This is a genomic window from Flavobacterium sp. DW-iso2, assembly GCF_058725285.1.
This window is the reverse complement of sequence record NZ_JBZXDY010000004.1, coordinates 190,197-213,216: the sequence shown is the minus strand read 5'-3', so window position 1 is coordinate 213,216 and position 23,020 is coordinate 190,197. Positions and strand designations below refer to the sequence as shown.

23 protein-coding genes are annotated in these 23,020 nt (G+C 33.5%); 17 read left to right on the top strand and 6 right to left on the bottom strand.

Annotated elements, in window-relative coordinates; translation table 11 throughout:
- The first annotated feature begins 249 nt into the window (after positions 1-249).
- From AC4PRO_RS04855 to AC4PRO_RS04840, 4 genes are all read left to right on the top strand, one after another.
- On the top strand, positions 250-702 hold the full coding sequence (locus AC4PRO_RS04855; protein WP_074723656.1) for a Gmad2 immunoglobulin-like domain-containing protein: 453 nt from the start codon (positions 250-252) through the stop codon (positions 700-702).
- A 325-nt stretch (positions 703-1,027) separates the two neighbouring features.
- Positions 1,028-1,714 carry a M24 family metallopeptidase gene (locus tag AC4PRO_RS04850; protein WP_492116520.1) on the top strand — a complete coding sequence of 229 codons (687 nt, stop codon included), beginning with the start codon at positions 1,028-1,030 and terminating at the stop codon, positions 1,712-1,714.
- A 372-nt stretch (positions 1,715-2,086) separates the two neighbouring features.
- Positions 2,087-2,434, top strand: coding sequence for a DoxX family protein (locus AC4PRO_RS04845; RefSeq protein ID WP_492116519.1), 348 nt, complete (start codon positions 2,087-2,089; stop codon positions 2,432-2,434).
- On the top strand, positions 2,434-2,784 hold the full coding sequence (locus AC4PRO_RS04840) for a DoxX family protein (protein ID WP_492116518.1): 351 nt from the start codon (positions 2,434-2,436) through the stop codon (positions 2,782-2,784). Before AC4PRO_RS04845 ends, AC4PRO_RS04840 begins: the two co-directional genes overlap by 1 nt.
- A gap of 49 nt (positions 2,785-2,833) precedes the next feature.
- Here the strand turns inward: AC4PRO_RS04840 and AC4PRO_RS04835 are convergent, their stop codons facing one another.
- Positions 2,834-3,553 (bottom strand): hypothetical protein, encoded by a 720-nt coding sequence (locus AC4PRO_RS04835; RefSeq protein ID WP_074723738.1) that lies wholly within the window; start codon positions 3,551-3,553, stop codon positions 2,834-2,836.
- A gap of 187 nt (positions 3,554-3,740) precedes the next feature.
- Here AC4PRO_RS04835 and AC4PRO_RS04830 point away from each other — a divergent pair, with 187 nt between their 5' ends.
- Both AC4PRO_RS04830 and AC4PRO_RS04825 read left to right on the top strand, forming a co-directional pair.
- Positions 3,741-4,673 (top strand): NAD-dependent epimerase/dehydratase family protein, encoded by a 933-nt coding sequence (locus AC4PRO_RS04830; RefSeq protein ID WP_492116517.1) that lies wholly within the window; start codon positions 3,741-3,743, stop codon positions 4,671-4,673.
- Between the two features lie 258 nt (positions 4,674-4,931).
- Complete coding sequence (locus tag AC4PRO_RS04825; RefSeq protein WP_074723661.1) at positions 4,932-5,819, top strand: carbon-nitrogen hydrolase; 888 nt, start codon at positions 4,932-4,934, stop codon at positions 5,817-5,819.
- An 80-nt stretch (positions 5,820-5,899) separates the two neighbouring features.
- Here the strand turns inward: AC4PRO_RS04825 and AC4PRO_RS04820 are convergent, their stop codons facing one another.
- A complete protein-coding gene (locus AC4PRO_RS04820) occupies positions 5,900-7,429 on the bottom strand; it encodes a choice-of-anchor I family protein (protein ID WP_492116516.1) in 1,530 nt (509 codons plus the stop codon).
- A 197-nt stretch (positions 7,430-7,626) separates the two neighbouring features.
- Between AC4PRO_RS04820 and AC4PRO_RS04815 the strand changes: the two genes are divergently transcribed.
- On the top strand, positions 7,627-8,667 hold the full coding sequence (locus AC4PRO_RS04815; protein ID WP_492116515.1) for an agmatine deiminase family protein: 1,041 nt from the start codon (positions 7,627-7,629) through the stop codon (positions 8,665-8,667).
- A gap of 77 nt (positions 8,668-8,744) precedes the next feature.
- On the opposite strand, the gene AC4PRO_RS04810 is transcribed toward AC4PRO_RS04815, so the two are convergent.
- Positions 8,745-11,015 carry a M1 family metallopeptidase gene (locus AC4PRO_RS04810; RefSeq protein WP_492116514.1) on the bottom strand — a complete coding sequence of 757 codons (2,271 nt, stop codon included), beginning with the start codon at positions 11,013-11,015 and terminating at the stop codon, positions 8,745-8,747.
- Between the two features lie 184 nt (positions 11,016-11,199).
- On the opposite strand from AC4PRO_RS04810, the gene AC4PRO_RS04805 reads away from it, so the two are divergent.
- The 3 genes from AC4PRO_RS04805 to AC4PRO_RS04795 all read left to right on the top strand — a co-directional run bounded on the left by AC4PRO_RS04805 (position 11,200) and on the right by AC4PRO_RS04795 (position 13,295).
- A complete protein-coding gene (locus tag AC4PRO_RS04805; RefSeq protein ID WP_492116513.1) occupies positions 11,200-12,051 on the top strand; it encodes an aldose 1-epimerase family protein in 852 nt (283 codons plus the stop codon).
- A 21-nt stretch (positions 12,052-12,072) separates the two neighbouring features.
- A complete protein-coding gene (locus AC4PRO_RS04800) occupies positions 12,073-12,624 on the top strand; it encodes a GNAT family N-acetyltransferase (protein WP_492116512.1) in 552 nt (183 codons plus the stop codon).
- Between the two features lie 119 nt (positions 12,625-12,743).
- A complete protein-coding gene (locus tag AC4PRO_RS04795) occupies positions 12,744-13,295 on the top strand; it encodes a DUF3575 domain-containing protein (RefSeq protein WP_074723739.1) in 552 nt (183 codons plus the stop codon).
- 8 nt (positions 13,296-13,303) lie between these two features.
- Here AC4PRO_RS04795 and AC4PRO_RS04790 read toward each other — a convergent pair whose 3' ends face one another.
- Together AC4PRO_RS04790 and AC4PRO_RS04785 are read right to left on the bottom strand one after the other, a co-directional pair.
- The gene (locus tag AC4PRO_RS04790) at positions 13,304-13,525 is read right to left on the bottom strand and encodes a VF530 family protein (RefSeq protein WP_074723667.1); all 222 of its coding nucleotides are present in this window, start codon (positions 13,523-13,525) and stop codon (positions 13,304-13,306) included.
- Between the two features lie 89 nt (positions 13,526-13,614).
- A complete protein-coding gene (locus tag AC4PRO_RS04785; protein ID WP_492116511.1) occupies positions 13,615-15,126 on the bottom strand; it encodes a S8 family peptidase in 1,512 nt (503 codons plus the stop codon).
- A 149-nt stretch (positions 15,127-15,275) separates the two neighbouring features.
- Here AC4PRO_RS04785 and smpB point away from each other — a divergent pair, with 149 nt between their 5' ends.
- Both smpB and AC4PRO_RS04775 read left to right on the top strand, forming a co-directional pair.
- A complete protein-coding gene (smpB, locus tag AC4PRO_RS04780; protein ID WP_074723669.1) occupies positions 15,276-15,728 on the top strand; it encodes an SsrA-binding protein SmpB in 453 nt (150 codons plus the stop codon).
- 83 nt (positions 15,729-15,811) lie between these two features.
- Positions 15,812-16,861, top strand: a complete 1,050-nt coding sequence (locus tag AC4PRO_RS04775) for a Fic family protein (RefSeq protein ID WP_492116510.1) — start codon at positions 15,812-15,814, stop codon at positions 16,859-16,861.
- Positions 16,862-16,886: 25 nt separating this feature from the next.
- On the opposite strand, the gene AC4PRO_RS04770 is transcribed toward AC4PRO_RS04775, so the two are convergent.
- The gene (locus AC4PRO_RS04770; protein WP_074723671.1) at positions 16,887-17,528 is read right to left on the bottom strand and encodes a protein-L-isoaspartate(D-aspartate) O-methyltransferase; all 642 of its coding nucleotides are present in this window, start codon (positions 17,526-17,528) and stop codon (positions 16,887-16,889) included.
- 143 nt (positions 17,529-17,671) lie between these two features.
- Here AC4PRO_RS04770 and AC4PRO_RS04765 point away from each other — a divergent pair, with 143 nt between their 5' ends.
- The 5 genes from AC4PRO_RS04765 (at position 17,672) to AC4PRO_RS04745 (ending at position 22,999) form a co-directional block, all read left to right on the top strand.
- Positions 17,672-18,637 (top strand): Gfo/Idh/MocA family protein, encoded by a 966-nt coding sequence (locus tag AC4PRO_RS04765; protein WP_492116509.1) that lies wholly within the window; start codon positions 17,672-17,674, stop codon positions 18,635-18,637.
- Positions 18,638-18,695: 58 nt separating this feature from the next.
- Positions 18,696-19,583, top strand: a complete 888-nt coding sequence (locus AC4PRO_RS04760; RefSeq protein ID WP_492116508.1) for a 3-hydroxyacyl-CoA dehydrogenase family protein — start codon at positions 18,696-18,698, stop codon at positions 19,581-19,583.
- Between the two features lie 62 nt (positions 19,584-19,645).
- Positions 19,646-20,866, top strand: a complete 1,221-nt coding sequence (locus tag AC4PRO_RS04755; RefSeq protein WP_492116507.1) for a DUF1015 domain-containing protein — start codon at positions 19,646-19,648, stop codon at positions 20,864-20,866.
- Positions 20,867-20,903: 37 nt separating this feature from the next.
- On the top strand, positions 20,904-21,566 hold the full coding sequence (locus tag AC4PRO_RS04750) for a YggS family pyridoxal phosphate-dependent enzyme (RefSeq protein WP_492116506.1): 663 nt from the start codon (positions 20,904-20,906) through the stop codon (positions 21,564-21,566).
- Positions 21,567-21,637: 71 nt separating this feature from the next.
- Positions 21,638-22,999, top strand: coding sequence for an exonuclease domain-containing protein (locus AC4PRO_RS04745; RefSeq protein ID WP_492116505.1), 1,362 nt, complete (start codon positions 21,638-21,640; stop codon positions 22,997-22,999).
- The last annotated feature ends 21 nt before the right edge of the window (positions 23,000-23,020 follow it).

The window sequence follows — 23,020 nt, the reverse complement described above, 5'->3', positions numbered from 1 at the left end:
ATTTCTTGTATTTCATATCTCAAATATATAATTTTGAAATTTAAAATAACACTCCGAACTATTAAGGGGCTAAACTATAGGTTAAATTGATTTGATTTGATTACAAAAAGAAAAACGGACTGTAATAATTAGTATGATCGAATATCTGTTGCTAATACCAAGTAAATTCATATTTTAGTCCTCGCGATAGATCAATACTCCTGTAATACCGAAAACATTTTAAAGTAAAAAAATAAAAATAGTAAAACAATGAAAATAAAATCAATAATCTTGTTATTAGCCGTTCTTGTAATTGCATGCAATAAAAAAAACAGCGACGATACTAACAGCAATGAGAGCTCGACTTCTATCGATACAGTTCAAATAGCAAAGCCCATTGAACCCCAAAAACAAGTAGCGATAGCATTTTCAAATGAACATTTTCGCCAAGTAACGGTAGAAAAAGTAGATGGAAATAAATTCCATATAAAAGGACAAGCTCAAGTTTGGGAAGCAAATATTAGTTGGGTGGTTGAGGATGGACATAACGAATTGAAAACGGGGTTCACAACGAGCGATGCCGGTGCACCAGAATGGGGCAACTTTGATTTTACAGTTGATGTTGAGAAAAAAAAGGAGTATTCAACTTTAATTCTTATTCTCTTTGAAGAAAGCGCAAAAGATGGTAGCCGCACACATGAATTACCAATACCTTTAAAATAACGGCGAAAGCGTAATGTCATTACATTGATTATATTGTCAATCCTATTTTTGTTTACTATGTCGTTTCCTCTAAGGGGAAATCACATAATGTAAGTATATAATTTGATACCAAAGCTATCCGTAGTCTTACTTATAAAAAATAAATAGGATTGGAATGGGATGGGTACGAAGTCTCCCAACTTCATATTTAGTACTTAGTTTAATTCTGATGCTTATAGATAATTAGAAAGAGAAAAACGATTTACAACAATAAGTATAATCGCATATCTTTTAGTACATTGCAGAAACAACGACATACTAGTTTCCGTCACCACTAATTATAAAAATGATGCCTAAAGAGGAACGCATACTGAACTTAATCGAAGCCGAGAGAAAAGCAGAAATTCTTTATAAAGAAATTGAAAATCGAAGCCTAATAACGGAAGGAAAAACGGAGCATCAACTAAATACGGAAGTATTTAACTTAGCATTTGAATTATTTGGTATTAAAAAATTCTGGCACAAACGCATTGTTAGGTCAGGAAGAAACACGCTATTACCCTACAAAGAAAATCCAACTAATTTAACGATTCAAAAAGACGATATTTTGTTTTTTGATTTCGGTCCCGTTTTTGAAAATTGGGAGGCAGATGTTGGTAAAACGTTTGTACTTGGTAACAATCAAAAAAAATTAAAACTAAAACGAGATGTAGAACTGGCCTGGAAAGAAGGAAAAGAATACTATGATCAAAATAAAGACAAATTAACAGGCGCTGATTTTTATCAGTATACTAAAAAGTTAGCTACAAAATATGGATGGGAATACGGAAACCATCACTGTGGTCATTTAATAGGTAATTTTCCACATGAAGAAATTTTAGGCGATGAAGAAATTAATTATATTCATCCCAATAACAATTTGCTAATGAACGAAAAAGACCTAAATGGAGACGAAAGGTTTTGGATTTATGAAATTCACTTTATAGACAGAAAATTAGAAATAGGTGGTTTTTTCGAGCAGTTATTATCGTGAAAAGGGAGTAAAATACCCCAGCTTTATAAAGTCTTTCTATAAAAATTAATAGGGCACAAAGCTTTCTGCCTTTGCCTACCATTTTGTGCAGATTTTGGAGGGCGGTTTTTGTGAAATCGCTCAAAATTTTTAAAATTTTTAATCCTCTATAGCAAGAAATTTTAACTTAGTAGAAGATTCTAGGCATGATACCGGTAAATACGACTAAGACTAATCGCTGACAAAGCATTATGACACTAAAGTAATATCTAAATAGATTCTAAAAATTAATCAAACATTAAATTAAAAAGTGAAGACCAGAAATCACTCAAAAATAACGGGGCAGAACCTGAAAAGCCAAATAAGTAAGGAAATTAAAAAAAAAAAACTAAAATGGAAAATTTATCAATCATTGCGCAACTCATTGTCGCTATTTCTGTTGTTATTGTATGGGTATTTCGCTTTGATAATATCGTTAAAGAATTTAATCAATATGGGCTGAGTGATCTGACTCGCACGATTGTTGGAGCTACTAAAATAGCATTGGCAACTTTGCTAATAGCAGGTATTTGGTATCCTTCGCTAGTTCTAGTCCCAGCACTTTTGATGGCTTTCCTGATGTTAAGTGCTCAGTATTTTCACTTCAAAGTGAATAACCCGTGGCAAAAGCGTATTCCCTCATTGTTTCTTATGCTACTAAGTCTATTTATCGCTGCCGTAACCCTAAATTTAATTGCCTAATGAGTTTACTAGAAGTTTTAATTGTTTTTTCAAGTCTCTCTTTTTTAGGTTATGGTATAGCTTACTTTACAACTCCAAATATGAAAAGTGAATTTATCCGCTTTGGTTTAAGTAAATTCGGAGTGCTTACTGCAATTTTAGAGATAGTGGGAGGTTTAGGTTTGCTTGTGGGCTTACTCTACAACTCTATTTTACTGATCTCCTCCGGTGGCCTAGCTCTATTGATGTTTTTAGGCGTAGCAGTCAGACTAAAAATTAAAGACGGTTTGTGGGTTTCGTTACCTGCTTTATTTTATTTTGGTTTAAATTTATATCTCTTTTTTGTATCAATGCAAATCTTCTTGAATTAAAATTCTAATCTTAAACACTAAAAAGCCAGTCTAAAGTAGACTGGCTCTTTTATAATTCAGTAAATAGAGAGGAATCAATATTATTTTTAACCATTACATTTTTTGGTCCAACATCTTCATTGGGTCTATCAAAGGAAAGCAAGATGCTACCCACTTTTTGATAGTTATTCCAAGGTTTCACGAACTTTGGCTTAGCATCATTAAAATTTTTATAATGCGCCCATTGCTTTATTAAATGATCTTCTCTATCGACATACAGCAAGTATTTATTATCAGGAGTTACACCAACAGCGCTAAAAGTGAGCTGTAAAATATCCGCTGTTTTGCCATCTGGTAATTTATCCGTTTTAACATAAGTAAGATTTACTCCAGGATCTTGCAATTTCCAAGGCATCACTAACCAATAAGAATCATTAATCCACCAGTTCTTTGCTTTTCTAAGTAGACCGTTAACTTTAGTCTGATCTTTTACTAAAATACCATTCTCGTATACCTTACCTTTTAAAGTATTGATATTTACTAAAATTACTTGATCTTCTGTTGGATTCTCTATGCGAACATTTCCAGTCCATTTATCCCAAAATAATTTTCTGTTCCCAAAATTCCATTGGATAAAATGAGTTTTATTGTAATTTTTTAATCCGCCCATCGCAGTTAGCATATTTTTCACGATTTCATCGGCTTTTTTATCATTTGATTGAGCGAATACTGAAGTGAAGCTGAAAATCAGTGTACTAAGAATTAGAGCTACTTTAAAAATAGTTTTCATAATCATGTATTTGATTGATTTTAAGTAACAAAAATAGTCGCTTTTTCTTCTTTTTTGACTTTAACTCTGATTATATAAACTTATATCTTCATTATGATTTCCTATTGTAGCTTCCTAGAGCGAAAGATACCGTCCCTATTATGCTTATCTTAGCATTCGTACAAATTAGCGACAAAAAAAACATAAAATGCAAACAATATTAGGAGCAAACGGAATAATAGGAGAAGAATTAGCCCGTGAATTACGTAAAAACTATACTCACCAAATTAAATTAGTAGGACGCAATCCACAAAAAGTGCATCCAGAGGATCTTCTTTTTAAAGCGGACCTACTTGATCCAGAAAATGTTATTTCTGCACTAGAAAATACGAAGATCGCCTATCTAACAGTGGGACTACCATATAACTCTGAAATATGGCTTAGAGATTGGGTAATTGTAATGCAAAATGTGATAGCAGCTTGTAAAAAGAATCGCTGTAAACTAGTTTATTTTGATAACACCTACGCCTATCCTCAAAACAGTAAAATCCAAATCGAAGAAACGCCTTTAACCTCAGAAGGAAAAAAAGGAAGAGGAAAAAAAATAGCTGCAGAATTACTATTAAAAGCCATTGCCAATAGAGAAATTGAAGCTGTTATTTGCAGGGCGCCCGAGTTCTACGGCCCAGACAAAACCAAGGGACTTACCAATAGTCTAATTTTCGAAAATCTTAAAAATGGTAAAGAACCTAAGATTTTCTTAAAAGACAATGTCTTACGAACACTTATCTTTACTCCTGATGCGAGCAAAGCTATGGCATTGATAGGCAATACGGCTGATGCATATAGTCAAACCTGGCATTTACCTTGTGACGATCATAGATTAACTTATAAGCAATTCATTGCCGAAATTGGACACCAATTAGGAAGAGAAGTAAAATACAAAGTATTGCCCTGGATTGTACTAAAAATAGGCTCCTTTTTTGATAAAAACCTCAAGGAAACACAGGAATTACTACCCCGCTATGCAATTGACAATATCTTTGAGTCTTCAAAATTCAAAACTAGATTTCCAGATTTCGTAGTAACAACGTATTTAGAGGGAATCAAAATAATCATCAAGGATTACAGTATAAAGTAAATTCAACCTTTTTGAGTGTATTCATTTTTTTGTCAATAATGTTAGTTCATTTTACCGCAAACTTGTTTCTGGAAGTAATTTTTGCTAGAAAATTGCATCAAGAACAAGAAAATTCATTAGCAAAAAATAGTTCTCAATACTTTTTTCGCTTCATTTTTGAGCTAATGAGAGTCAGAAATACATTAAACAATAATTTCCAATCACCCCATTTTCTACTCTTTATAAAATTCACTATTTTTGCAGTCTAAAATTTATACCATGCCAAACAAAAAATATAAGATTGCTGTTATCCAATTAAACCTCAATGATATTGCCGAAAATAACCTCAAAAAATGTTTAAGTTGGGTGCGCGATGCAGCCAGTCAAGGTGCTGAGGTAATCTCTTTACCGGAATTGTACAGCAGTCATTATTTCTGTCAGAGTGAAGACGTTGACAATTTTGCATTGGCAGAACCGCTTTACAGTACTTCCTTTATTGCTTTTAGTGCTTTAGCGAAAGAATTGGGTGTGGTAATAATTGTTCCTTTTTTCGAAAAAAGAATGGCCGGAATTTACCACAATAGCGCTTATATTATCGACACTGATGGTTCAGAAGCAGGATTATACCGTAAAATGCACATTCCAGACGATCCTCATTTTTATGAAAAATTCTATTTTACTCCAGGAGATTTAGGCTTTAAAACCATTCCAACCAAAAAAGGAAAAGTAGGGACGCTTATTTGTTGGGATCAATGGTATCCCGAAGCAGCTCGTTTAACCGCTTTACAAGGTGCGGAAGTTTTGTTTTACCCAACGGCAATTGGCTGGCATCCGGGAGAAAAAGAGGAATATGGAGTAAACCAACACGGAGCTTGGATGAGCGTTATGAAAGGGCATGCGGTAGCTAATGGCGTTTATGTTGCGGCAGCAAACCGAATAGGTTTAGAACAATATCTACCAGATACAGATGGAATTCAGTTTTGGGGATCTTCTTTTATAGCGGGACCACAAGGCGAAATTTTGGCGCAAGCCTCACACGACAAAGAAGAAATCCTGATCGCCGAAGTCGATTTAGACTTGCAAGAAAATGTACGTCAAAACTGGCCGTTTTTTAGAGACAGACGAATTGATGCTTTTGGTGATATTACTAAAAGAGCAATCGATTAAATAAAATTAAGGAAACAAAAAATGGACTAAAGCAAATCGCGCTCTAGTCCATTTTTATTTTACAGGAAACTTAAAATTCCTTAGTTCAAATCTGGTTGGTAAATTTTGATTGTTCCATCCCCTTCGCTGCTCACTACTACTAAACTTCTTTTCGTTGGACTTTTTGAAGCTGGAATAAAGAGTAAGCCTTCTGGAGCATCACCTGTTTTTAGTGTTTGCAAATGTTTTGGTGCATTTGGATTACTTACGTCATAAACCATGCAATTATCCGATCTTTCTAAGCCTACAAAAAGAATAGTCTTAGCACCCATTTTAGCCACTACAACAGATTCTGGTTCTGCCCCTTTATCGTCGCTACGTTTATCATCATAAGTACCAAATTCTTGTGCTTTTCTGTCTAATTCATTTTTGCTATCAAAAACTATTTGTCCCGTGTTACCGTTCCAAATAGAAAACGACCTTCCCCCAAAACTAACTAATTCATCGATATCGCCATCGCCATCAGTATCGCCCATTTTGTTAACGATATTTAATCGTCCCATTTTTGCATCTTCTTTTAAGACAGAAGCATTAGGAAACTTTAACGGGTCTAATATAACTGAGCTACTACCTATTCTACTTATATCAATATAATTATCATATTCTCTAGCATCACCTTCATTTGCAGTCACAAAATAAGTGGTATTGTTTACCTCAAAGTTACTAATCGCATCTGGCATAAACATTCCTTTTACTTTCCAAGGGTTAAATAAAACGCCGCCATCTTTATCACTGATGTCAATCGCATTTTCGGCTAAATTAAAATCTTTAAATCCTAAAGGAAAAATAGCTGTTATTTTTTTTGCTGCTAAATCTACTTTGGCAACGCCATTATTTTCTTGTAAAGTAACCCAAGCCGTTTTTGAATCGGCCGAAATAGTGATATATTCAGGTTCAATATCTTTAGCAAAATCATTTGTAGGACTTGAAATTTTAAATCCATTAATTTTTAGCGAAGTTAATTGATTGCTGAAACTGCTAAAGTTCAACGTTGTTACCGCGTAATCTTTTGCCACCTCAATAATGGAAATGGTACCTTCTGGATCAATTGAATAATCACTATTCGGTTCTCCTTCATTTGCCGTCATAATGAACTTTCCGTCGGGTGAAAAAGTAATCATATCGGGTAAAGAACCAACAGTAATTACTTTTAGAACAGCGTAATTTGAAGTGTCAAAAACAACTACTTTTCCTAAATCTTGCTTGCTAGGAGTAGCTTCTAGTGCTACGGCTAGTTTGCCATTATAAGTAGCCACACTATTAGAAGCCCCGTTAAAAGTGGTTAAATCAATGCTCGCAATTAGCTTAGGATTACTAGGATCTGATAAATCGATTACATCAATTTTATTACTACTACTATTATTCACTGTAAAAAGCTTCTTAGAGACTTCGTCATAAGCACTGATTTCTGCTGCACCTTCGCTGCCGATAATGATAGAACCAATTTCTTTAAAACTAGAAGGGTTTTCGTTTATCGTTTCTTCAATTGTTCCTTCTTCTGAGGAATTTTGATTGCTGCAACTCGATAATAAACAAATTGCTGCTAATAATGGTAGTGCGTACTTTTTCATTGTATGTTTGTTTTTTTGGTTTTGCCAAAAATAACAGGATCCTATTGAAATCAGATTATTAGAATATTATCGAATGATTAACAAAAGTAGTCGCGTTAAAAAAAATCCTTCAAAGACAAAATGGTGTGAACAAATCAAAAAATATTCAAAATTGTTCTTGAATGTTTACCTTTGTGTTTTTATAATAGAAATTGATTATGACTACAAACAATAGAAGATTTCCTGCAGAATGGGAAAACCAACAAGGGATATTACTTTGCTTTCCTCATAACGGAAAAGATTGGCCTGGAAAATACGAAGCCATTCAATGGGCTTTCGTTGAATTTATTAAAAAAGTAGCCACATACGAAACGGTGTTTTTAGTAGTGATTGACGAAAAGTTAAAAGAAAAAGTAACCGAAATGCTAGAAATGGCAAGGGTTAACTTAGCTAATGTTTCGTTTATTATCCAAAGAACAAATAGAAGTTGGATGCGTGATTCTGGTCCTATTGTAATCAAAAATGGAGACGCTAGAGAAGCCTTAAATTTCAATTTTAACGGTTGGGCAAAATATAAAAACTATCAATTAGACAAACATATACCTGCAACAGTAGCAAATATTCTTGATATTCCACTTACCCAAGTGTTATACAAAGGAAAACCGGTAATTGTAGAAGGTGGAGCAATTGATAGCAACGGAAGAGGAACTTTATTAACATCTGAAGAATGTTTGATGCATCCTGATATTCAGGTTAGAAATCCTAATTTTACTAAAGCCGATTATGAAGCAGTTTTCAAGGAATACTTAGGGATTACTAATGTAATTTGGTTAGGTAACGGAATTGAAGGTGATGATACGCATGGTCATATTGATGATTTATGTCGTTTTATCAATGAAGATACGATTGTAACCATTGTCGAAACAGATCCAAACGATGCCAATTATACACCATTACAAGACAATCTAAAACGCTTGCAAAATGCTAAATTAGAAAATGGTAAAGCTCCTATTATAGTGGCTTTGCCCATGCCTAAACGCTTAGATTTTGAAGACTTAAGACTGCCGGCAAGTTATGCTAACTTTCTAATTTTAAATAAATGTATCTTGGTTCCTACTTTTAATGATGCCAATGATCGCAAAGCGCTGAATATACTTGCAGAATGTTTTCCTGATAGAGAAGTTATTGGAATTAGCGCTATCGATTTAATCTGGGGTTTTGGAACTTTGCATTGTCTGAGTCAGCAAATACCAGCATAAAAAAATTAAATATTTTTATATAAAAAAACACCAGCTATAAAGCTGGTATTTTTTTTTGCTGTCCTTTGTAAAAAAGATTACTTATCCTTTGTAAATGGTATTTTTTGACCATTACCTAATATTATCATATCAAAACCATCTTGGCTTTCATTAAATTGAAATTGAAGCCCAGCTCTTTTCGATTCAAAAAGATTTTTTCCTATTGGATCTACTGAAAAGTTAGGATAATTACTAATCTCAGCGGTAAGTACATTATTTTTTTCTGAAAAAGTAATTTTCATTGGAGATTTTTCATTCGAGTACGTTCCTAAATATCCATCCAAAATCACATCTTTCTCAACAGCTCCTTTTGCAGAGGTCCAAACATTATTGGCTTCATTACTATCTGGGAAAACATGATCTGGATCTAAAGTGATGCTTTCAATTTCTTCCGCTGAATCATGCTTAAATGACCACTCTGTATTTCTTTGCCAAATTTCAACAGGCAATTTTACTCTTTCTATAGTACCACTTTTTGTTTTTATATCCAAAATGATAGGCATTGGCATTTTTTCAAAATTCTCAACAGTAATTACAACCCCTTGCTTCGGATCATTTTTCACATATTTAATAGAATTGATCCCTTGATCAAAACGCCAGTTGTATTGAAACCATCCTCTCCAAAACCAACTCAAATCTTCACCCGCAACATTTTCCATTGTTCTAAAGAAATCATCCGGTGTAGGGTGTTTGAAAGCCCAACGTTCTACATAAGTTCTAAAAGCCAAATCAAAACGTTCTTCTCCTAAAACTTGTTCACGTAATATAACTAGTCCTGAACTTGGTTTATAATAAGCTAAAATACCAATATTTGCCTCTTTCATATTATCAGGAGAACTCATAATAGTTTCTAAATCACTACCAGTTAGCATTTCAGCTCTTTGGTGTAAGTCAGAATCTTCACTTTTATACTCTCCTTTATTAAAATCAACAGAACTAAGTGAATTGATAAAAGTATTGAATCCTTCATCCATCCAACCAAATAGACGTTCGTTAGACCCCACAATCATAGGGAACCAGTTGTGTCCAAATTCATGATCTGTAACTCCCCATAAGTCTTCTCCTTTAGATTCCCATCCGCAAAACACAATTCCGGGATATTCCATTCCTCCTTCATTTCCGGCTACATTTGTAGCTACTGGATAAGAATATTCGAACCATCTTTTAGAGTAATTTTCAATGGACGCCTTGGTAAATTCTGTTGAACGTCCCCAAGCCTCATTTCCGGAACTTTCAACTGGGTAAGCTGATAGGGCCAATGATTTTTTTCCACTTGGTAAATTAATCTTAGCTCCATCTAAAATAAATGCCGCTGAAGATGCCCAAGATAAATCTCTAGCATTTTTAAGTTTATAATGCCATGTTTTAGTTGCCGTAGACGTACTATTTGCTAAAGTAGCTACTTCTTCTTGTGTACGGATAAAAATAGTTTTATCGCTTTGTTTGGCTTGTGCTAATCTACCTTGTTCAATCGTGCTATAAACCTGAGTAGGATTTACTAACTCCCCAGAAGAAACAACAATATGATTAGCAGGAGCAGTGATATTAACATCAAAATCACCATATTCTAAATAAAATTCTGAAGCTCCTAAATAGGGATTCGTATTCCATCCTCTTACGTCATCATACACACACATACGTGGATACCATTGCGCGATGGTGAAAATCTTTCCGTTTTTAGTGTCCAAAACTCCAGTGCGGTCTGAACCTTCCAATGGAGAAATATAAGAGAAATCAATTTTAACTTTTACAGAACCACCTTTACCTTTCAGTTCTTGCGGAAGAAAAACTTGCATTCTCGTATCCGTAATTGTAAATTTAGCATTAACTTCAGTAGATTTTCCTTTACTCGTGCTAACAATTTTAACCGATTTTATTTTATGACCACCGTCAAAAACTTCTCCTTGTGCTCCATTACGACTACCAGTCAAAGGAACAACTGCATTACCGCGGGAATCTGCTTTGAATAAATTTTGATCTACATTCATCCAAATAAAAGACATCGCATCAGGACTATTATTAGTATAGGTAATTACATCCGTACCAATAATCTCATTACTCTGAGCATTTAATTTTGCTGTAAGAACATAATCTGCTCTGTTTTGCCAATATTCTGCACCTGGCTGACCGCTAGCAGAACGTGTTGATGTGCCGTTTTTTGTATAAAAAAATGGGGCAAAAGCATCATGATAATTGTAATTAGATTTTTGGGCATTTGTTGTAGTTACAGGAACTTCTTGCGCCCAGAGAGATGAAATCCCTAATAATAGAGCCATGTGGACTATGGCCTTGAATCGAATGTTTTTCATATTTTTCACTATTTGTAAGCAAATTAATAAAAAATAATAATACTATGACAGTAAATTCAATGCTTTTATAAAAAATTAAGAAAATTTTACTAAAAACGCAATAAATCTATTTTCGTTATTTATAATAAAAATTAAAAAATATATTTACATTCATAAAAAATTAACACGTAATAAGACTTTCATTTTGATAACGACAATACAAAACTCCAATTTAACCGCACAAATTAAACTGTTAGGTGCTGAATTATGTTCTTTGGAAAATAACAATTCAATAGAATATATTTGGGATGGGAATCCAGATTTTTGGGGTAAGCACTCCCCTATCTTATTTCCCATTGTGGGCACACTTAAAAATAATTCATATCAATATGATGGTAAAGAATATTGTTTATCACGACATGGTTTTGCTAGAGATATGGTATTTGAATTAATCGATAAAAAAGATAATAGTGCTACTTTTTCAATTCAATCATCTGATAATATCAGAAATAGATATCCTTTTAATTTCGAACTCCAAATTAAGTATACCTTAGAGAACAGCAGCCTATTTATTGGTTACAAGGTTGTAAATAAAACCGCATCACAAATGCCTTTTTCTATAGGAGCGCATCCTGCTTTCGCCCTGTCTGGAAATTTTGAGGACTATAGTTTACAATTTGAAAAAGAGGAGCCGTTAGAATACAATCTGTTACAAAATGATTTGATTTCTAATGAGACTAAGATGCTTGATTCGCCTAATAATTTGGTTCGTTTAAAGTATGAATTATTCGAAAATGATGCGTTAATTTTTAAGTCATTGCAATCTAAACATTTAACAATTTTAAAAAATCAGACGCCATTAATTAGAGTACGTTATCCAAAATTTCCACATTTAGGAATTTGGACAAAAATGAATGCGCCTTTTCTTTGCATAGAGCCTTGGTTTGGGTATTCAGATTCAGTTGAAAGTACAGGAAATCTAATGGAGAAAGAAGGCATTCAAATAATAGAATCAGGTCAGATATTTGAAGCAGCATTCAGTATTGAAATCTTATAATTAACTAAATACTACTAAAAAATGTTATCCATAAACTTCACTCCATTTCCAAATCTGGAAACCGAACGACTGAATTTAAGACGTGTAGATAAAAATGATGTTGAGCCCATTCTCGAATTACGTTCTAACGTCGAAACGATGAAGTACATTCCAAGACCCTTGTTAATAACTACCGAAGAAGCGCTGGAACATATTGTGATGATTGATGCTAAAATTGAAAGTAACGAAGTCATAAATTGGGCAATTACGCTCAAAGGGAGTCCTAAATTAATAGGGGTTATAGGTTTTTACAGGATAAAACCCGAACATTTTCGTGCCGAAATTGGGTATATGTTGCTTCCAGAATATGGTGGAAAAGGTATTGTTACAGAAGCGATTCAAGAGGCAATAAAATATGGCTTTCAGATAATGAAATTACATTCTATTGAGGCTATAATTGACCCCAAAAATATAGGTTCAGCCAAAGTTTTAGAAAAAAATAATTTTGTAAAAGAGGCGCATTTAAAAGAAAATGAATTTTATGAAGGACGTTTTTTGGATACTATTATTTATTCGAGATTAAATAAATTTTAACAGTATTATATTTGTGAATTTTATCATACTTGCATTACAGGCATCTGTACTTTTATTTTATATTTGCACTCGAAACTGACAACAATTTAACTTAGGTGTTGGCCAGTAAAATTTATATTATGAAAAAACTTCTTTTTTTGCTTGTTCTTTTACTTTCAATTCAATTACAAAGTCAAACTTATGTAAAAGTAAATGCTTTAACTACTTTGTTGACCATTCCTAATGTAGGTATAGAAACCAGTATTGGTAAAAAATCTACTTTTCAATTAGATATCTTGGCATCTCCTTGGAAGTCTTTCAATGGGGCTCCACAACAATTCTATATCGTAATTCCGGAATACCGTTATCATTTTAATGAAAAATACAATGGCTTTTATGCTGGAGCCCATATAGGTGGTACTGTATTTAATTTCCAAAAATGGAACTATCTAAATACAGATAAATATGAAAAAGGATTTGGATACGTTATGGGAGCAACAATTGGTTATCAGAAAAAAATAAATGATCATTTTATGTTAGACTGCTTTGTAGGCGGTGGGAATCAGCAAGGATTTTATCATGGATACTATTTAAGTACTGGGAAACGGTATGAAACCGCGGAACATTGGAATAAAAGCGGAGAATGGTTGCCATATCGTGGTGGTGTAATGGTCTCGTATCGCATCAATTAAACCACGTTCTATTTATCGAATTTAGACACTGATTGAATATACAGCTCTTCTACTTGTTTTCTTGCCCAATCTGTCTTTCTTAGAAAAGTAAGGCTAGATTTTACACTCGGATTATCATTGAAACATTTAATTTTTACTAATTCGCCCAAAGTGTCAAATCCGTAATAGTCAACTAACTTTTCAAGTATTGCTTTAAGTGTTATTCCGTGAAGGGGGTCTTTTTTTTCCATAGAACAAAAGTATTCATTCCTTTAGAAACAAATATAAAAAAACCATCAAAATTACTTTGATGGTTTTTCCTTTTAATATTTTGATACAATTATTGAACGGCCAGTAATGCATTAATATTTCCATAACCAAATTCTGGGTTTTTATTTGGATATAAACTTGCTGATTGACGCATTTTAGTCAAAACTTGGTCTTTATTCCAACTTGGATTTTTTGCCCAAACTAAAGCAGCAATTCCCGCCGTCGTCGCTGTTGCAACTGATGAACCACCCACATAATCAGATTGGTTGTCATAATAACTATCTACAGGAACTGTATTTCCAGAACCTGATCTTTGCATAACTATAGTGAAATCAATTTTACTTCCTGTATGACAAACATCACATTTTTCATAGGTTGAACCTTCTTTTACACCTGTAACTGCAACAGTTTCTGCCATTGATGCAGGGAAAATTACTCCTACAAAAGTCGTAAAACTTGTTGATGTACCACCAGCACAAAATATTAATTTTCCTTTACTGTAGGCATATTTTATTCCATCTTCAATTTTTCCCACAGAAAAAATATGTCCCATAGACATCGAAATAATTTTCACATCACTTCGATTACCTAAGGCAGTAAATGCATTCTTAACGCCGTTCTGCTCGTGATATCCTTCTAAAACTACATTAGACGCAGCACGATAAGTCACTAAGTTGGCATTATAGGCCACGCCAACAGGCAAACCATTATCATTTCTAGGAGCAGCAGCTACTGAAGCCATACTCGTACCATGACCACACAAATCACTTGTGCCATCTGTGGTTGTACTCCAAGGCCAAACAGAATCAACATAAACACCATATTTCTGAATGGTTCTTCCTGACGAATTTCCATCATTAAAACTAGAACCTAATAACGTTTGATTTGGCGAAACTCCTGTATCAACTATGGCTATAGTAACTCCTCTACCTGTACTATAACTCCATGCACTTGGAATATTATGTTTATAAAAAGTCCACGGTGCTTTTGAATTTGGCGTAATAAAAGTATAATCTGCAGTGCTTAATGTAGAAGCGTCATACCCACAACCTGAACCTGAACCTGAGGCCATTTTCTCTAACACTCTTTTACCTTCGAAATATTTGTAATCACCTGGTTCAATATATCGGATATATTTACTTTTCCTTAAAGCAATAATAGTTTCTTGTTTAGAAATAACAACATCTATTAAATTTAAATATTCATCGGATGAAATTAAAGTCTTGTCTAAATTTGTTCCTTCATATTTCATAATAATTGCGAGCAAATCATTTTGTATTTTCTCATTATCAGATAATTTTGCTCTTTCGATATCATCTTTTGAATTTCCAAATCCTATAGTTACAATGTTTTGCCCTTGAGCTATTGCACTCCAAAGCAAATGACTTGATGACTCCTTCCAATTAAAAGACCCTTTTGTATTAATTGACTCATCAATTTTTGCATTAATTTCGAGTGCACTTAGAGGATCTTTTTGAGATGCCTCTATAACTATACTACCTTCCTTGATATTATCGTCTTTAGAACAAGAAGCAAAAAACACAATCGAAATAACCGAAATTCTTAATAAATTTTTTATCATATTGTTTGTTTTTTAATATTAATTAAACGAATATAACAAAATCTAGATTAACAATGATAATTACTACAAATTAAGATCTACATTTAAACAGGTGATAATAGTTTTTAATAATTTTTTGTTGAATAAATAGTTTGTACATTTGTACTTATATGCTAAAAACAATCAACATACTTAATAAAAGAGCCCGATACGATTATGAAATAATCGAGAAATTCACTGCGGGAATTGTTTTGGCGGGAACTGAAATCAAATCAATCCGTTTAGGAAAGGCTAATATCACTGAAAGTTTTTGCGAGTTTAGTGGTACCGAACTTTTTGCTATAAATACCTATATTGAAGAATATACTTTTGGAAATCAATTCAATCACAAAGCACGTAGCGAGCGAAAACTATTGTTAAACAAAAGAGAATTAAAAAGTTTAGCACGTAGTGTTCAAGCCAAAGGACTTACCATCGTCCCTTTAAAGTTATTTACTAACGAAAAAGGATTAGCAAAATTAGAAATAGGTCTTTGTCGAGGTAAAAAGACCTATGATAAACGAGAATCACTAAAAGAACAAGATACTAAACGCGATTTAGCCCGAATTAAAAAAGAATTTTAATAAAAAAGGGAATTCATTTTCCTTTTTTTATTATGTATACTGATGACTAAATTTGTCAAGACTACTTAACTCCTGACTTAAAAATGAAGACACTACTCAAAAAAGCACGTGAGCTAAAAAACTTAAAAACAAGGGAAGTAGCTCAGCTTTTAGGCATCGATCAAGCATTAATTAGTAAATTCGAAAGCGGAAGCAGAAAACCAACCAAAGATCAAGTCACAATATTAGCTACACTTCTAGAAATTGATTTGGAAACCATAATGGTTTCTTGGTTGAAAGAGAAAATTATACATGAAATTGGACAAGATGAATTTGCCTTAAAAGCATTGCGAGCAGCCGAGGAAGAAATTAAATTGAATAGCATCTTGCCTGTTAAAAAAGTTTCGACCCTTCTTCAAAAAATTTTAGATGAAATAGATTTTATTAAGTCAAAACTGAAAACTTTTTCCCAAATTAAAACTAGTTCAATCACGCAAGCGTTAGAAGTAGAATATACCTTTTGTAGCAATTGGATGGAAGGAAATACACTTTCGCTAGAAGAAACCGATTTGGTTATTAATGAAGGTCAAACAATCTCCGGCAAAAGTATGCGTGAACATCTGGAGGCAATTAACCATCAGGAAGCAATTGAATTTATCAAAAACAGGATTCAAAATAATGAAGCTCTTCTTGAAAAAGAAATCGTCTCCTTGCATTCTATTATTTTAAGGGGAATTTTACCAAAAGAAGCCGGTCAATATCGCGCTGTAGCTATAACGATAAAAGATAAAAGCTTTAATCCATGTGACCCCCCCGCTATTCCACAAGAAGTAGAAGCCCTTTTTAATTGGTATGAAGGTAATAAAAATAAGATACATCCCGTTATATTGGCAGCCACTGTAAAAGAACGTTTTCTAACTATTCATCCTTTTATCAATGGAAACGGGAAAGTATCGCGACTGATTATGAATAGTATTCTCCTACAACATGGTTACCTAGTAGCAAGTATTAAAGCGGACAACGACCAGCGAAATTTATATTACCAAGCACTAAAAGGAGCGATAACAAAAGAAAACAAAGACGATTTTATACTTTTTGTAGCTCAAATTGAAAAACAAAGTCTAGAACATTATATAGAAACTGTTAGTCAATAAAAGCCTCTTTAAAAGAGGCTTTTATTTAATTTTTATCTTCTAATAAAGGAACGAATTTAAATTCTCCCAGTTCATGTTTCTCGAATTGCGTTTCATTTACTCTTATCAACAAAGTCATAATTTGCACTTCATCCCCTAACGGAATCACAAGCCTACCTCCTATTTTTAATTGCGCCATCAACGGTTGTGGTATAAATGGTGCACCCGCAGTAACAATAATACTGTCAAAAGGAGCATAACTCGGTAATCCTTTATAACCATCTCCAAAAGAAAGATGTTTTGGACGAATCCCTAATTTTGGTAACAAAGCCGAGGTTTGTTTAAATAATTCATTTTGTCGCTCTACACTATAGACCTTAGCTCCCATCAGGCACAAAACCGCTGTTTGATATCCTGATCCTGTTCCAATTTCCAAAACTTTATGCTCTTTTTTAATTTCTAATAATTGGGACTGAAAGGCTACGGTGTACGGTTGCGAGATTGTTTGACCGGCAGCAATAGGAAAAGCTTTATCCTGATAGGCATAATCTTCAAAACTAGAATTTAAAAATAAGTGTCGGGGTATCTTTTTTATCGCATCCAAAACAGTTAGATCGGTAATCCCTTTTTGTTGTAAAACGCTTACTAATTGATTCCGAAGTCCTTGATGTTTGGCTGTGTCTTTCAAAGTTTTTTATTTTATTTTGGTAAAAATAGAAAACAAATTCTAATTATAATTAACAAATTATAATTTTTAAATCCCCAAATAATTGTCGTTTATCCTTAACGGATTAATCATTTTATTCCTATTTTTGTGGAAACAACATCATTATGCTGAAAATTGGAGTATTAGGCGCTGGTCACCTAGGAAAAATACATTTACGTTTATTACAACAGTCTGAAAAATATGAATTAGTTGGGTTTTATGACCCAAATCAAGAGAATGCTGAGAAAATTTCTAAAGAATTTGGATACAAACATTTTAGTACAATTGCTACTCTTATTCATGCAGTTGATGTAATTGACATTGTAACCCCAACACTTTCTCATTATAAATGTGCGAAAGTTGCCATCAAATCAGGCAAACACGTTTTTATTGAAAAACCCATTTCAAACACGATTGAAGAAGCGGAAGAAATCATTGCTTTGGCCAATGAGTACAATGTGAAGGGACAAGTGGGACATGTAGAACGATTCAATCCTGCATTTATTGCAACTAAAAACATGATTGAAAATCCCATGTTTATCGAAACCCATCGTTTGGCCGAATTTAATCCTCGCGGTACAGATGTTCCTGTAGTTTTAGATTTAATGATACATGACATTGATGTAATTTTAAGTGTAGTAAAATCTAAAGTTAAAAACATAAGTGCCAGTGGTGTATCTGTAATTAGTGACACTCCAGATATTGCAAATGCCCGAATCGAATTTGAAAATGGCTGTGTTGCTAATTTGACTGCCAGTAGAATTTCGATGAAAAATATGCGAAAAACCCGCTTCTTTCAAAAAGATGCATACATATCAGTTGATTTCTTGGAAAAAAAATGTGAAGTCGTAAAAATGAAAGATGCTCCGGAAACTCCTGGCGATTTTGATATGATTTTGCAAAATGCGGAAGGCGTAAAAAAGCAAATTTATTTCTCAAATCCAGAAGTGGAGCAAAATAACGCTATTTTGGAGGAACTAGAAACATTTGCAGATGCGATCAATACAAATTCAACTCCTGTTGTGACTTTAGAACAAGCTACGGAAGCATTAAGAGTTGCTTATCAAATTATCGATTGTTTTAAAAAATAGAACAACATTTCGAATTTAAAAGTTAAACGAGAAAACTTTAGAATTAAATAAACAATAAATGAAAATAATAGCAGTAATCGGAGCAGGAACAATGGGTAATGGAATAGCCCATACATTTGCTCAAAGTGGTTTTACAGTAAAATTAATTGATGTTTCTGAAAAATCTTTAGATAAAGGAATGGCAACAATTGCCGCTAATTTAGATAGAATGATTTCAAAAGGAGTCATTACCGCAGAAGATAAAGCAAAAACAATCACAAATATAATTACCTACACTGATATCAAAGACGGAGTTGTAGGTGTTGATTTGGTGGTAGAAGCAGCAACCGAAAATGTAGATTTGAAATTAAATATTTTCCAGCAATTAAACGAGGCTTGTTCACCAGACACAATATTAGCTACTAATACATCTTCGATTTCTATTACTCAAATTGGAGCTGTCGTTTCTCATCCAGAAAGAGTTATCGGGATGCACTTTATGAATCCGGTGCCTATCATGAAATTAGTCGAAATCATTCGTGGGTACAACACAAGTGATGAAGTAACTAAAACAATTATGACTTTATCAGAAAAACTAGGAAAGACACCAGTTGAAGTAAATGATTATCCTGGTTTTGTTGCTAATAGAATTTTGATGCCAATGATCAATGAAGCTATCGAAACTTTGTACAATAAAGTAGCGGGTGTGTATGAAATTGATACCGTTATGAAGCTCGGAATGGGTCACCCTATGGGACCATTGCAATTAGCAGATTTCATCGGACTTGATGTATGTTTAGCAATTCTAAACGTGATGTATGACGGTTTCAAAAACCCAAAATATGCTCCTTGCCCACTATTAGTGAATATGGTTCGCGCCGGAAAATTAGGAGTGAAATCTGGAGAAGGATTTTACGATTACTCAGAAAGCAAAAAAGCAGAGAAAATCTCTAAACAATTCGTATAAAGTCAAAGTTAGCAGTCGCAATTTCTACTGAATTTTGAGACTGCAACTTAACACTATAAATAATGGCTAAAATAATTCCTTTTAAAGCGGTACGCCCTACACGTGATAAAGTTTGCCTTGTAAGCTGTCGTTCTTACGAAGAATACGTCACTGCTGAATTAGCCGCGCAATTGGATTTTAATCCCCTTTCATTTCTTCATGTTTTAAAACCGGCTTATACGAATCAGGAGACAGTATCCTTTGAAAAAAGATACCGCCAAGTAAATCAAAAGTATCAGGATTTCAAGACAGAAAAGATTTTAGTACAAGACAAAAATCCAGCTATTTACATTCATAAAATAATAACTAATAAACATTCTTTTACAGGTATTATTGTTGGAACTAGCATCGATGACTATCGCAATAATAGCATTAAAAAGCACGAGGAAACTATTGCTTTTAGAGTACAATTGCTTAAAGATTACATGAAATTTTCAGAGTTCAATTCGGAGCCCGTTTTAATGACCTATCCCGATAATAAAACGCTAGAAAATTGGATTTTTAACAGAACTCAAAAATTAGCTGATTTTGAATTTTCCAGCACTAAAAAAGAAATTAATTATTTATGGAAAATTGATGACGCATTAGAGATCAATTGGATTCAGAATATTTTTGAAAAAATAACTACGCTGTATATCGCTGATGGCCACCACCGTTCAGCAGCTGCGGCATTATTGTCGGAAGAAAATAAGAACTCGGAGAATACCGCTAAAGACTATTTACTGAGTTATTTAATTTCTGAAAACAATGTTAAGGTATACGAATTTAATCGATTAGTAAAAGACTTAAATGGTTTTGAAAAAGAGGCTTTTATCACAGAACTAGATAAGAATTTTATAATTGAAAATCTAAAGCAACAACCATTTCAACCTACTGAGAAGCAACAATTTGGGATGTATCTTGATAATGAATTCTATAGTTTAATAGTAAGAAAGGAAAAATTTGTTTTCAAAACAGCTTTAGAAAGTCTAGATACGCAAATTTTATACGAAACAATACTTTTACCGCTTTTGGCGATAAAGGATTTACGCGATGATGAACGGATAGAATACGTTTCTGGAAAGCAATCCATTCTGGAATTAAAAAAAATTATAGATGAAGGAGAATTCGAAGTAGGGTTTATTCTTTTTCCGTCCAATATTAATGAGATTAAAGCTTTGGCAGATGCGGATTTAATTATGCCTCCAAAAAGCACCTATATCGAACCAAAGTTTAGAAGCGGAATAGTCATCTATGAACTTTAAGTTCTATTGAAAAAATCTATAAATTAAAAATCACACAATGTCAATAACTGAAAATTTACTTTCTATAAAAAATACTTTACCGGAACATGTAACGCTAGTTGCTGTTTCCAAGACTAAACCTATTCCAGATTTGATGGAAGCCTATAATGCAGGTCAACGCATTTTTGGTGAAAACAAAATTCAGGAAATGGCCGAGAAATGGGAGGCCATGCCGAAAGATATTCACTGGCATATGATTGGTCACGTTCAGACAAATAAGGTAAAATTTATGGCTCCATTCGTTAGCTTGATACATGGTGTGGACAGTTTTAAGTTACTGAAGGAAGTCAATAAGCAGGCTTTAAAAAATAACCGAGTTATTGATTGCTTATTACAAATGCACATTGCTGAGGAGGAAACCAAATTTGGTCTTGACAATGAAGAACTAAATTCCCTCCTAGCTTCAAGGGAGTTTAAAGAAATGAAAAACATACGAATTACCGGATTAATGGGAATGGCGACATTTACCGATAATAAAGAGCAAGTCAAAAAAGAATTCATGCATTTGAAATCAATTTTTGATAAATTGGAATCAAAGCAAACTGACAACTGCCAAATGACTACGTTGTCAATGGGAATGTCAGGAGACTATAAACTGGCCATCGATTGTGGAAGCACGATGGTTCGAATAGGAAGTAGTATCTTTGGAGGAAGAAATTGATTTTTTGATTTCACATTTCAAAATAGCTACTAAAAAACTGATTACTAAAAACTGAACACTGAATACTTATTTTGTACGCAATACTAGACATAGAAACCACAGGAGGACAATTCAATGAAGAAGGAATTACCGAAATCGCCATTTACAAATTTGATGGTCATGAAATCGTAGATCAATTCATTAGTTTAGTCAATCCTGAAATTCCAATTCAGCCTTTTGTAGTAAAACTGACGGGTATCAATAATGCCATGTTGCAATCAGCTCCCAAGTTTTTTGAAGTGGCAAAACGCATTATCGAAATGACAAATGATTGCGTACTTGTAGCACACAATGCCGATTTTGACTACCGAATTCTACAAACAGAATTTCGCCGCCTTGGCTACGATTTTAATACAAAGACACTTTGCACAGTAGAGTTGTCTAAAAAATTAATGCCAGAACAACTTTCACACAGTTTAGGAAAGCTTGTTAGAGCGTTAGGAATTCCAATGGCTGACAGACATCGTGCTAGTGGTGATGCTTTGGCAACAGTCAAATTGTTCAAAATGTTACTGGATAAAGATTTAGAAAAAACTATTATCACAGATCTCATTAAAGCAGCAGTTCAAAAAGGAATTGCTCCAAACTTACTTGAAATCGTTGAAAGTGTACCTTCAAGAACAGGTGTCTATTATATTCACAACAAGGATGGTAAAATTATATTTATTGGAAAAAGTAAGAACATTAAAAAAAGAGTAAACCAGCATTTTACTGGAATAACGAGAAGTGCCAAAAAAATTCAAGCCGAAGTGTTTACGGTAACTTTTGAAGAAACTGGCAGTGAATTAGTAGCCCTTCTAAAGGAAACAGAAGAAATAAAAATCAACAGGCCTATTTACAACAGGATGTCAAAAAAGAGCAATTATTCGTGGTCTATCTATGCTGAGAAAGATACTAACGGATACTTAAACTTGAAGCTTGAAAAGGCCGACGGTAGAAAGAAAGAAATCCTTTCTTATATCAATATACAAGAAGGTAAACATGCCTTGTCCCTAATAACATCAGACTTCAAGTTATGCCAGAAGTTAACGGGTTTATATACTTCTAAAACTTGTTGTTACCAACAAACCATTAATGAATGTGACGGAGCTTGCATAGGCACTATTCCTGCCGTCGAGTATAATGAAAGAGTAGCTAATTTCATCGCGCAAAGCTCTTTTGAAAACAAAAGTATGGTAATCATTGAGAAAGGAAGAACGATCAATGAACGCAGTGCTGTGTTAGTTGAAAATGGAGTTTACAAAGGGTATACTTTCTATGATTTAAATTATCAGATTACGGAAATCGAAATCCTGAAAAACATCATTATTCCAATGCAAAATAATCGTGATACCCGTAATATCATTCAGGGACATATTAGAAAAAACAAAGGATTCAAAATCATAAATTTCTAAGATATAATCTCAAATATCCGA

What these genes read in the sequence shown, in the direction of transcription:
- AC4PRO_RS04810 (WP_492116514.1), bottom strand. Translation starts at nt 11,015, where the DNA reads ATGAAAAACATTCGATTCAAGGCCATAGTCCACATGGCTCTATTATTA.
- AC4PRO_RS04845 (WP_492116519.1), top strand. Translation starts at nt 2,087, where the DNA reads ATGGAAAATTTATCAATCATTGCGCAACTCATTGTCGCTATTTCTGTT.
- AC4PRO_RS04750 (WP_492116506.1), top strand. Translation starts at nt 20,904, where the DNA reads ATGTCAATAACTGAAAATTTACTTTCTATAAAAAATACTTTACCGGAA.
- AC4PRO_RS04855 (WP_074723656.1), top strand. Translation starts at nt 250, where the DNA reads ATGAAAATAAAATCAATAATCTTGTTATTAGCCGTTCTTGTAATTGCA.
- AC4PRO_RS04800 (WP_492116512.1), top strand. Translation starts at nt 12,073, where the DNA reads ATGTTATCCATAAACTTCACTCCATTTCCAAATCTGGAAACCGAACGA.
- AC4PRO_RS04830 (WP_492116517.1), top strand. Translation starts at nt 3,741, where the DNA reads ATGCAAACAATATTAGGAGCAAACGGAATAATAGGAGAAGAATTAGCC.
- AC4PRO_RS04840 (WP_492116518.1), top strand. Translation starts at nt 2,434, where the DNA reads ATGAGTTTACTAGAAGTTTTAATTGTTTTTTCAAGTCTCTCTTTTTTA.
- AC4PRO_RS04835 (WP_074723738.1), bottom strand. Translation starts at nt 3,553, where the DNA reads ATGAAAACTATTTTTAAAGTAGCTCTAATTCTTAGTACACTGATTTTC.
- AC4PRO_RS04760 (WP_492116508.1), top strand. Translation starts at nt 18,696, where the DNA reads ATGAAAATAATAGCAGTAATCGGAGCAGGAACAATGGGTAATGGAATA.
- AC4PRO_RS04790 (WP_074723667.1), bottom strand. Translation starts at nt 13,525, where the DNA reads ATGGAAAAAAAAGACCCCCTTCACGGAATAACACTTAAAGCAATACTT.
- AC4PRO_RS04825 (WP_074723661.1), top strand. Translation starts at nt 4,932, where the DNA reads ATGCCAAACAAAAAATATAAGATTGCTGTTATCCAATTAAACCTCAAT.
- AC4PRO_RS04765 (WP_492116509.1), top strand. Translation starts at nt 17,672, where the DNA reads ATGCTGAAAATTGGAGTATTAGGCGCTGGTCACCTAGGAAAAATACAT.
- AC4PRO_RS04795 (WP_074723739.1), top strand. Translation starts at nt 12,744, where the DNA reads ATGAAAAAACTTCTTTTTTTGCTTGTTCTTTTACTTTCAATTCAATTA.
- AC4PRO_RS04785 (WP_492116511.1), bottom strand. Translation starts at nt 15,126, where the DNA reads ATGATAAAAAATTTATTAAGAATTTCGGTTATTTCGATTGTGTTTTTT.
- AC4PRO_RS04775 (WP_492116510.1), top strand. Translation starts at nt 15,812, where the DNA reads ATGAAGACACTACTCAAAAAAGCACGTGAGCTAAAAAACTTAAAAACA.
- AC4PRO_RS04820 (WP_492116516.1), bottom strand. Translation starts at nt 7,429, where the DNA reads ATGAAAAAGTACGCACTACCATTATTAGCAGCAATTTGTTTATTATCG.
- AC4PRO_RS04815 (WP_492116515.1), top strand. Translation starts at nt 7,627, where the DNA reads ATGACTACAAACAATAGAAGATTTCCTGCAGAATGGGAAAACCAACAA.
- AC4PRO_RS04755 (WP_492116507.1), top strand. Translation starts at nt 19,646, where the DNA reads ATGGCTAAAATAATTCCTTTTAAAGCGGTACGCCCTACACGTGATAAA.
- AC4PRO_RS04850 (WP_492116520.1), top strand. Translation starts at nt 1,028, where the DNA reads ATGATGCCTAAAGAGGAACGCATACTGAACTTAATCGAAGCCGAGAGA.
- smpB (WP_074723669.1), top strand. Translation starts at nt 15,276, where the DNA reads ATGCTAAAAACAATCAACATACTTAATAAAAGAGCCCGATACGATTAT.